Source organism: Erwinia sp., from assembly GCF_031978025.1.
Taxonomy (GTDB): domain Bacteria; phylum Pseudomonadota; class Gammaproteobacteria; order Enterobacterales; family Enterobacteriaceae; genus Erwinia.
This window is the reverse complement of the sequence record NZ_DALZCD010000168.1, coordinates 1-9,362: the sequence shown is the minus strand read 5'-3', so window position 1 is coordinate 9,362 and position 9,362 is coordinate 1. Positions and strand designations below refer to the sequence as shown.

The 9,362-nt window shown below is 48.7% G+C and carries 9 protein-coding genes and 2 pseudogenes; 5 read left to right on the top strand and 6 right to left on the bottom strand.

Annotation, left to right across the window (positions count from 1 at the left end):
• Positions 1-360: 360 nt before the first annotated feature.
• Positions 361-1,836, top strand: a complete 1,476-nt coding sequence (zwf, locus tag RTK32_RS13930) for a glucose-6-phosphate dehydrogenase (protein WP_312044923.1) — start codon at positions 361-363, stop codon at positions 1,834-1,836.
• A 205-nt stretch (positions 1,837-2,041) separates the two neighbouring features.
• Positions 2,042-2,680, top strand: coding sequence for a bifunctional 4-hydroxy-2-oxoglutarate aldolase/2-dehydro-3-deoxy-phosphogluconate aldolase (locus RTK32_RS13925; protein WP_312044921.1), 639 nt, complete (start codon positions 2,042-2,044; stop codon positions 2,678-2,680).
• A gap of 71 nt (positions 2,681-2,751) precedes the next feature.
• Here RTK32_RS13925 and purT read toward each other — a convergent pair whose 3' ends face one another.
• Entirely contained in the window at positions 2,752-3,930 is a 1,179-nt protein-coding gene (gene purT, locus RTK32_RS13920; RefSeq protein WP_312044919.1) for a formate-dependent phosphoribosylglycinamide formyltransferase, read from the bottom strand.
• Between the two features lie 137 nt (positions 3,931-4,067).
• Between purT and RTK32_RS13915 the strand changes: the two genes are divergently transcribed.
• Positions 4,068-4,403 carry a YebG family protein gene (locus tag RTK32_RS13915; protein WP_312044917.1) on the top strand — a complete coding sequence of 112 codons (336 nt, stop codon included), beginning with the start codon at positions 4,068-4,070 and terminating at the stop codon, positions 4,401-4,403.
• Between the two features lie 286 nt (positions 4,404-4,689).
• On the opposite strand, the pseudogene RTK32_RS13910 reads toward RTK32_RS13915, so the two are convergent.
• Positions 4,690-4,959 (bottom strand): annotated as a pseudogene (locus RTK32_RS13910) (DUF4158 domain-containing protein); the annotation flags it as partial.
• On the opposite strand from RTK32_RS13910, the pseudogene RTK32_RS13905 reads away from it, so the two are divergent.
• Positions 4,955-5,467, top strand: a pseudogene (locus tag RTK32_RS13905) (recombinase family protein); the annotation flags it as partial. The pseudogenes RTK32_RS13910 and RTK32_RS13905 overlap by 5 nt on opposite strands.
• Before the next feature lie 53 nt (positions 5,468-5,520).
• On the opposite strand, the gene nudI reads toward RTK32_RS13905, so the two are convergent.
• Genes nudI through RTK32_RS13890 form a run of 3 tightly spaced genes read right to left on the bottom strand, consistent with a single transcriptional unit; the run spans position 5,521 to position 7,518 of the window.
• Positions 5,521-5,946: a nucleoside triphosphatase NudI gene (gene nudI, locus RTK32_RS13900; RefSeq protein ID WP_312044915.1), complete on the bottom strand. Its 426-nt coding sequence runs from the start codon at positions 5,944-5,946 to the stop codon at positions 5,521-5,523.
• Between the two features lies 1 nt (position 5,947).
• Positions 5,948-6,655 carry a deoxynucleoside kinase gene (locus tag RTK32_RS13895; RefSeq protein WP_312044913.1) on the bottom strand — a complete coding sequence of 236 codons (708 nt, stop codon included), beginning with the start codon at positions 6,653-6,655 and terminating at the stop codon, positions 5,948-5,950.
• A complete protein-coding gene (locus RTK32_RS13890; protein ID WP_312044911.1) occupies positions 6,652-7,518 on the bottom strand; it encodes a radical SAM protein in 867 nt (288 codons plus the stop codon). The genes RTK32_RS13895 and RTK32_RS13890 overlap by 4 nt, the downstream gene beginning before the upstream one ends.
• A 514-nt stretch (positions 7,519-8,032) precedes the next feature.
• On the opposite strand from RTK32_RS13890, the gene RTK32_RS13885 reads away from it, so the two are divergent.
• Positions 8,033-8,446, top strand: coding sequence for a hypothetical protein (locus tag RTK32_RS13885; protein WP_312044909.1), 414 nt, complete (start codon positions 8,033-8,035; stop codon positions 8,444-8,446).
• A gap of 591 nt (positions 8,447-9,037) precedes the next feature.
• Here RTK32_RS13885 and RTK32_RS13880 read toward each other — a convergent pair.
• A partial coding sequence (locus RTK32_RS13880; protein ID WP_312044907.1) for a hypothetical protein occupies positions 9,038-9,362 on the bottom strand: 325 nt, incomplete at its 5' end.

Below are 9,362 nucleotides of genomic sequence, written 5' to 3'. Positions count from 1 at the left end.
ACTATCTGTTTCAACGATTTCATATAAAGGCGAAAACGATGATTCTCCCCTCAAAGCGATAAGCCGCTTTAATCGTAACTAATCGCTTTTTCTCTGCCTTTTCTCCTCTTTTCACGGATTTTCGCTATCCTGTTACGATCGCTTCCTCTGGCGGCGGGATATTGGCAAGCGGAAAATTTAGACACAATCTGCCTGTGTATTGGGCAGCAAAATGCCGCCAGACTGGCTACTCTGTGCTGGCGGGGCGTCGCCAGGTTTACGCCGACCCGGCAAAAGCAGTACATTGTATTGAAAGAAAATTAAAAGCCTGACCGCGCAGGGATCCGCCGGTTGGGTTTATCCTGCAACGAGGAGAATAGAATGGCGGTTACACAAACAGCCCAGGCATGTGATCTGGTGATTTTTGGTGCCAAAGGCGATCTTGCGCGCCGGAAACTGTTGCCTTCCCTGTACCAGCTGGAAAAAGCCGGCCAGATCCACGAGGAATCGCGCATTATTGGCGTGGGCCGTGCAGAATGGGATAAAGCGGCCTACACCAAAGTCGTTCGTGAAGCGCTGGAAACCTTTATGAAGGAGCCTGTTGACGAGGCGCTTTGGGACAAGCTGAGCAACCGACTCGACTTCTGTAATCTGGACGTTAACGACGCGGCACACTTCAGCAGACTGGGCAAAATGCTTGACCAGAAAAAACGCGTAACCATCAACTATTTTGCCATGCCGCCGGGGACCTTCGGTGCCATCTGTAAAGGGCTGGGTACGGCTAAACTGAATGCGCAGCCTGCACGTGTGGTGATGGAGAAGCCGTTGGGTACCTCCCTTGAAACCTCGCGTGAAATCAACGATCAGGTGGGGGAGTACTTTGAAGAAAACCAGGTTTTCCGTATTGACCACTATCTGGGCAAAGAGACGGTACTGAACCTGCTGGCGCTGCGCTTTGCCAACTCGCTGTTTGCTGCTAACTGGGATAACCGCACCATCGACCACGTGCAGATTACCGTGGCGGAAGAGGTGGGGATCGAAGGGCGCTGGGGTTACTTTGATAAAGCGGGCCAGATGCGTGACATGATCCAGAACCACCTGCTACAGGTTCTGACGATGATTGCCATGTCGCCACCGGCCGATCTGAGCGCTGACCGTATTCGTGATGAAAAAGTGAAAGTGCTGCGCTCGCTGCGTCGTATCGATCATACTAACGTGCGCGATAAGACCGTGCGCGGGCAGTACACTTCCGGCTTTGTTCAGGGTAAAAAAGTCCCTGGCTATCTGGAAGAAGAAGATGCGAACAAATCCAGCAATACCGAAACCTTCGTCTCCATCCGTGTCGATATCGACGACTGGCGTTGGGCTGGCGTCCCGTTCTATTTGCGCACCGGTAAGCGTCTGCCAACCAAGTGTTCTGAAGTCGTGGTCTATTTTAAAAACCCGGCGCTAAACCTGTTTAAAGATTCCTGGCAGGAACTGCCGCAGAACAAACTGACCATTCGTCTGCAGCCGGATGAAGGGGTGGATATCCAGATCCTGAATAAAGTGCCAGGGCTGGATCATAAACACAACCTGCAAACCACCAAGCTGGATCTGAGCTTCTCGGAAACCTTTAATCAGTCGCACCTGGCCGATGCCTATGAGCGTCTGTTGCTGGAAACGATGCGCGGTATTCAGGCGCTGTTTGTGCGTCGCGATGAAGTGGAAGAGGCCTGGAAATGGGTGGATTCCATTATGGAAGCCTGGGCTGCGGATAACGAAGCGCCTAAACCTTATCAGGCCGGCACCTGGGGACCGGTTGCCTCCGTCGCTATGATTACCCGCGACGGCCGTTCCTGGAACGAGTTTGAATAAGAGTGACCTGACCCGCTTCGGCGGGTTTTTTTTCGTCTGGCCCCGTCACAGAGAAAAGTGAACCGTAGTTTCAAAAATTACACAGGCACATGGACGACCCGGTTAATAATCCTGTATGGTAGAAGACGAGCACTTTTCAGGCGCCGCGCGCGTCGTTTTTGCACGCCTTACCGAAGCAGGCAGGCCTGACAGGAGAAGCAGGACGATGAGTAACTGGGAAACAAGCGCTGAAACAATCCTTACTACTGGCCCGGTCGTGCCGGTCATCGTAGTCAACAAGCTGGAACATGCAGTACCGATGGCGAAAGCATTGGTAGCGGGTGGGGTAAAAGTGCTTGAAGTGACGCTGAGAACGGCCTGCGCAATGGACGCGATAAGAGCGATGATTGCAGAAGTACCTGAAGCGATCGTCGGCGCCGGGACGGTACTGAACGTGCAGCAGCTGCAGGAAGTAACCGAGGCGGGCGCAAAATTTGTTATCAGTCCTGGCATCACCGCGCCGCTCCTTCAGGCTGCTATGGAAGGGCCCATTCCGCTCATTCCAGGCATCAGCACCGTGTCTGAGCTGATGGCCGGAATGGACCATGGCCTGTGCGAATTTAAATTTTTCCCGGCGGAAGCCAATGGGGGCGTAAAAGCGCTTCAGGCTATCAGCGGGCCTTTTCCACAGGTTCGCTTCTGCCCGACCGGGGGCATCTCTCCGGCTAACTATCGTGATTATCTGGCCCTGAAAAGCGTGCTTTGTATCGGGGGGTCGTGGCTGGTGCCGACTGATGCGCTGGAAGCAGGGGATTACGATCGTATTACGCAACTGGCCAAAGAGGCGGTGGCAGGCGCGCGTTAACGCGTTTTCCGGTAAAACCAGCGTAAAAAAGGATGGCCAGCGCCATCCTTTTTGTCGAAGCGGTAAAGATATCAGCCGCTGACTTTTACGCCCGTGGCGCAGGCGATGGCGCGCTCTACGGCCTCATCAATACTGTCACCGGTTGCCAGCGCAACACCCATTCGGCGTTTACCCTGAACGTCCGGCTTGCCAAACAGGCGAAGCTGCAGGCCTGCGCCCAGTACCGTATCCAGATTGGCAAACTGTACGTTGTCGCTGTTTAACGTTGGCAGGATCACCGCCGAGGCCGCCGGGCCGTACTGCCGGATGCCGCCAACGGGCAGCCCCAGAAAAGCCCGTACATGCAGCGCAAATTCCGAAAGGTCCTGAGAAATCAGCGTGACCATACCGGTATCATGCGGGCGTGGGGAAACCTCGCTAAATACCACTTCATCGCCGCAAACAAACAGCTCCACGCCAAACAGCCCGTAGCCGCCCAGAGCGGTAACCACTTTTTCTGCAATTTGCTGTGCGCGCTGGAGAGCCAGCTCGCTCATCTGCTGCGGCTGCCAGGATTCACGGTAGTCGCCGTCTTCCTGGCGATGGCCAATCGGCGCGCAAAAATGTATGCCATCGGCAGCGCTGACGGTGAGGAGCGTGATCTCAAAGTCGAATTTTACGACGCCTTCTACAATGACCCGGCCTGCACCGGCACGCCCGCCCTGCTGCGCGTATTCCCAGGCGGAAGTCAGTTCTGCAGCCTCGCGGATAAAGCTCTGTCCCTTGCCGGAAGAGCTCATCACGGGCTTCACGATGCAGGGGAAGCCAATTTCCTGTGCGGCCTGATTAAACTCTGCCTCGCTATCGGCAAAGCGATAGGAAGAGGTCGGCAGCGCCAGCTCTTCTGCGGCCAGGCGACGAATGCCTTCACGATGCATGGTCAGGCGGGCAGCGCGCGCCGTAGGGACTACGCGCTGGCCCTGTTTTTCCAGTTCAACCAGCATATCGGTAGCGATGGCTTCGATTTCAGGCACGATATAATCCGGCCGTTCCTGCGCTACCAGGGCTTTCAGCGCCTCGCCATCCAACATATTAATGACGTGACTGCGATGGGCAACATGCATCGCTGGCGCATCGGCATAGCGATCCACTGCGATCACTTCAACACCAAGACGCTGACATTCCAGCGCCACTTCTTTGCCCAGTTCGCCCGATCCCAACAGCATGACACGAGTTGCGGCAGGACGTAGCGCAGTACCAAGAGTTGTCATAAATCTCTACCCGATTAGAGGAAAAACGCGGGCGCAGTATAAACGAAAACGATTGCGTCTTCATCCGATTTCCGGGCTTGAGAAAAAATCCCGGCCTGATATACTGTATAAAAATACAGTTAAACGAGGTGGGCACTATGGCTGTTGAAATCAAATATGTTGTCGTTAGAAAAGGTGAGGAAAAGATGACTTTCGCCAGTAAGAAAGAAGCCGACGCTTATGACAAAATGCTGGATATGGCTGAAGTGTTCTGCGACTGGCTGAGCGCTGCGCCGCTGGATATGGACGAAACTCAGCGTGAGGCATTGGGCATGTTCCTGTCGGAAAACAAAGACGCCGTGCAGCATATTCTGCGTACCAGCAAAATGCCGGATGCGGAAGCGTCCCGTCCCGTCGCAGCGGTCACAGCGATAGCGGATGACGATGCCGCGGAAGAAAAGAAGCCAAAAGCGGGGCGCATTAAAGCGGCCTGAAGGATAAAGTGAGCCAGCCGGTACTGAATGCGCCTGTCGCTCGCTGAGGGCAGAGTGAGGTTATTGGGCTGGCGTATAAGCCTGAAGTTGGCGTTGTTATCATTTAGCAAACGCCGGTTGGGTGAATTAACGTCAGCTTTCAGTCTTAAGCCGGTATACTTAAACAGAACTATCTTCCCGTTACCCCAGTTTCAGCCCGGTAACCAACGCATCCAGGTCAACGATTTCATTGCTGCACTGCAAGGTATCATGTCCGTTCAGCAAAATGTGCTGCCAGGCCACCGGCGATAGCCTGCTGTTCGAATTGTGAAGACAGTGCAGATGACCATGACCGGTAACCGTACAGTACGCAGATTTTTTCGCGCTGAGTATAGCGTTCGTGCTTAGTGAGAGGCCGCTCCGTAAGTGACTCACCCTGAAAATAACGGCTCAGGATAAAGTTGCTGTCGTTCTTAACATCACTCCATCCGAAGCGGGAAAACAGGTATTTGGCTTTAAAGTAAGCGATCTGAAGGATGCAGTAAATTCGAGCGTGGGGCCCCTGACGACTACAGGAAGCATTGATAAAACTCGGTGTCTCTCCGGACAGAATTTACATCGATAAAGGACTGGCAGGTTCAAACCGACAGCGACCTGGTTTGGATCAGGCGTTGGTTGCCGTTCGCAGTGGCGACACGCTGGTTGTTCCTAAACTTGACCGTCTGGCCCGTTCTGTTCCTGATGCAAGGGAGATCGCAGCCGCTTTAGTTGTCAGGGGGTAAAACTTGCTCTGGGAGCTGGCATCTACGATCCGGCAGACCCCATGGGGAAAATGTTCTTCAACGTGCTGGCCACTTTTGCTGAGTTTGAGGGAGATTTGGTACGCCTTTGAACCAGAGAAGGTATGGCTATAGCCAGAGAGAAAGGGAGGCTGCGTGGGAAGCAGCCAAAACTATCGGATAAACAACAGAAAGAATTGTACCGAATGCTGGGAACCGGGCAGGACTCAATCAGCGATCTGGCTGAGTTTTTCAGTTTCACGGCCAACAGTCTATCGAAAGCTTTCCCGGGTGAAAAAAAATTAATAATCCGAATAATCAACAGATAAACTTCTGTCATAAAGGCCAGGAATAGCTCGCTAAATGAGTCCTTTTTGGGCAAAAGTGACCCGGGTCGCTTCATTTAAATCCATGCTTTTCATAGCTTCAGATGACACCCAGGTAATTTCCTGAAATTCCTCGTTAAAAGTAACATTCCGGTTTGTACTAACACAGTCAAATATAAGATAAATCATGTAAATTTCTTCGGTGGTGCCATCCGGATACGTTTTAGTGCGGATATCGTCACGAAAAGCCCACGGCTTAACTTCCGTGATACGCAGTTCTTCCCCTAATTCTTCCATGATTTCTCGCCTTAGAGCGGTTTCCATCGTCTCGCCGGGTTCCATTCCACCGCCAGGCAGAGCCCATTGTCCCGGGAAAACCCCGCGATCGGAGGCCATTTTACAAAGCAAAAACTCACCTTCATTTTGTATCACAGGACATACTATTACTCTCTGGCGCATTTCATCTCCTTAACATCATTGCTTTCTGAATCACCATATTCGAAAAGGTGTCAATTTCATCTGGATGATTACAAATCATCACCCGCTGACGAAGCTGTTCCGGAAGATTATCTGTAAAATTCTGGTATTCCGCGTGCCATCCTTTGATCCATTTAACCTTCATCTCCTCATCGGTAAATTCTTCCGGTCGGACACCATGCGCTTCATCATCATGGAGATGGGAGAGTGAATGTTCAACAGAATAATCAATAAAAGCGATAATGTCAGGCTCAGTGAGCAATTCATTAATACTTTTCCATAGATTAATGTAAGAATCATACTGTATCTTATTTATATATTTAGCCTTCAACATAAATTTGATAAATATATAATCCTCAAGATGGGATCTTTCCATAACAAGATTAAATCCCTTATCCAGCCAGGATTTAATAATCAACGCACGCTGCACCATAAAATTGAGCTGGATAAGATAACCATAGTTGATGGTGTCATCAAAGAGGTAAGGAAGGAGTGAATGATGGACACTTTTTTCGTCAACGGCGATAGTATACGGATCATCTTTAAATAAAGACATAGACAGTCGTCTCAGAAGGGTACTTTTCCCTACCCCGGAATTGCCTGACAGGCATATGTATAGGGGTTTCCTCTCCTGATTTTTTTCTTTTTTATCTGCTGACCATGGATCCATAAAAAGATAATTATATCTCATGCGGTGAACTCCCTTTCATCCAGCCAGAAACGGTTATTTTCACATTTTCGCATGATCTCATTATTCCCAAAAATAGCATTGATAATTTTATCGGGTGGGTCTGTTAGCATATTACCCAACAGGGTATAGTTCTCACCGTCGGGAATAATAATGTCAAAATTTGGTTCCATAACAACATTGGCCTTGTCCCTCTCATCGAAGGTGGCGCAGCTAATGGGCATGCCTGGATGTTGTTTTTTCAGTATTTCCATTGTGTCTGTAAATACATCTGTATTGATTTCCAGTTTATCCCTTTTTTCTTTCCCGACGCCTAAGGGGCAGAACTGGTAAAATCGCCAAGCCTGGATCTTATAGGGAAGTGCTTCCACCCAGCTGACAATATCACTTAGCAGAGCGACGTTTGACTGAGAGACCACAGTAGTAAGTTTGATATTAATGCGGTTATTATTATTCGGGAGCCATGTTAATATATTTTTGATAACTCTGTGCTGGTTACTCATTTTATCACTGCGAATATCCGAATTGACACGCTTATCAATCCCGTCAATTGGCATTCCTACCCAATCCAGAACCGGATTTAACCGCGCATGATCCATTATGAAACGATGCCCGACTGTGGATAGATAGGTCATAAAACCCATCTGTTTTGCGTATTCAATCAGGTTAATGAAGTCCGTTCTGGACGTTGGTTCACCACCAGTAAAACCGATACGACGGAAACCCATTCTATACATGCGTTCAATAACATTAAGGGTACTGGATAGAGATGAATCCTGAATACCGGGGTTGCGGAAACACAGATCACATCCAAGATCGCAATGTGAGGTTATTCTAAAATCCAAAAGCAGACTGCTAATATCCATTACAAGCCCTCTGACAGTTGATAAGAAGCTCAATAACCATGCAAACATGAAGGTTTTAGAGCAGCATACTCTCTGATTGAACGATCTTAAAGAGTAGGCTCACATATAGTGTGGTTTTAATTCAGACCCCTGATCGGCTTAGCTTGCTCGATGACAAAATTTTGTTGGGCTCCGGCTTACAATTCCAGGATGGTTCATGATTATGCCTGCAGATTTTCTTCAACAGAGGATGGTGGTGCTCTGCTGTACATGGCGGTTATGACTATTATGGAGGCGTTTAAACGGGTGATGGACAGTGGATAAAAAGTACATATGGATCACATTTTCCTGCAATGTCCTGGTTTTTTTGCTTTGCAAAATGGATGGCGTTACTGGCTCTTGGCATTGCTAATGGAGTCATTAAGGTACCAAAAAATTACAGGTCGGAAATTTCGGCGGTTCCGGCGTAGAACCCCACATATTAAATTTCAAGGCCATTATTGATTGGACAGGAATCCCCTCTCAGGAGGAGTCGATGCTACAGGTAGAAAACAACCTGGAAAAAATGGAACGGTTTCTGGAAGGAATGGACTGCGAAAATTATGTAACAGTAACTAATCACGGTAACGAGGCCACTTTTGAAATCGGCTGGCTTGATAGGATGGCGGGGCCTGTCGTCTGGGATTGCTGGTCCCGTAGCATTGATGATCCAGTAATGGCTTTCGCGGATATCGGCTTTATGTTTGATATCAAAAAGTGCTCGTGTTCACCTAAGCAGGTCGAGAAATCAGACCCGCTATTATACCGCTACCATTCAGAACGTTTTAACGCATACCGTGACTACGCAGAACCTGTCAGCAAGTTCTACCGCCAAAAGGCTGAACCCTCGTCTGGCATGCTCACCGTGGCACAACTTAACGAAAGCGACAATGGCAAAGAATTTATATAAAACCTTCGACAACACATTCATCTGGCTCAATGCATGAATTTTTTCACTGAACCTTACGTTCTACGGACGACCAGGCGTTTACATATTTTATTCCTTAATTTCAATAATGTCAGCCTCCAGTAGCGAAGGTTAATGGGCAGTCTTTATTATCAGCTAATGTGGGTCGGAGAAAATGAAATGCAGGTTGGTGCGGATAAATACAGGTTCATTTGCAGGTATTGTGGTTTTGGACCCCACGCTGGTTGCAGCTAATGTGGGCTGCAAATCAGGGGTAAATTCAGATTTGTGAATTTATAAACGCAGGTCGCTACACTTACTGGCATATAAATGCCCTCCTTAAAAAGATTTTCATATTCAGTGTTATATTATATTTCTATAAAAAAGGGTACATATACTTATATCGAACTGGCATAGTTTTTCGGAGAATTAAAGTTGGGGGGTTAAGGTGAAAAATCTTGTTTTCCGTCAGGGTGAAAATCGCTTAGCGTGTGTTATTGCAGAGATAACCACGGAACCCCGTATTTAAACAAGATGCATCTTGTAATCATCAAGATGCATCTTGTAATTATCATGTACCAATAGGATTAATAACTACTTTTCAAGTTTTATTTTAGTACCGCTCCCAAGTTTATCTACCAGGGTGGGAGTAGAATAGGATACTGGATTACCAAAACTTATTGACTTAATCGATGTATCTACACGTAAATCTACTGCATTCTGGCGCTGATGCCCTCTGCTAAATCCGTATGTTGACTGCCGAACTTTGTGAATGTTGCGTGCCGTCTCCGACGATGAAGAGGTCTGATTTTGGATGTTTGCAGGTGTGCTGGCGACCCCGTAGTTCTGAGAGCCACTACCAATTCCATTTACGGGCATATAAATATCCTCCTTAAAAAAGATGTTCATATTATTGAGT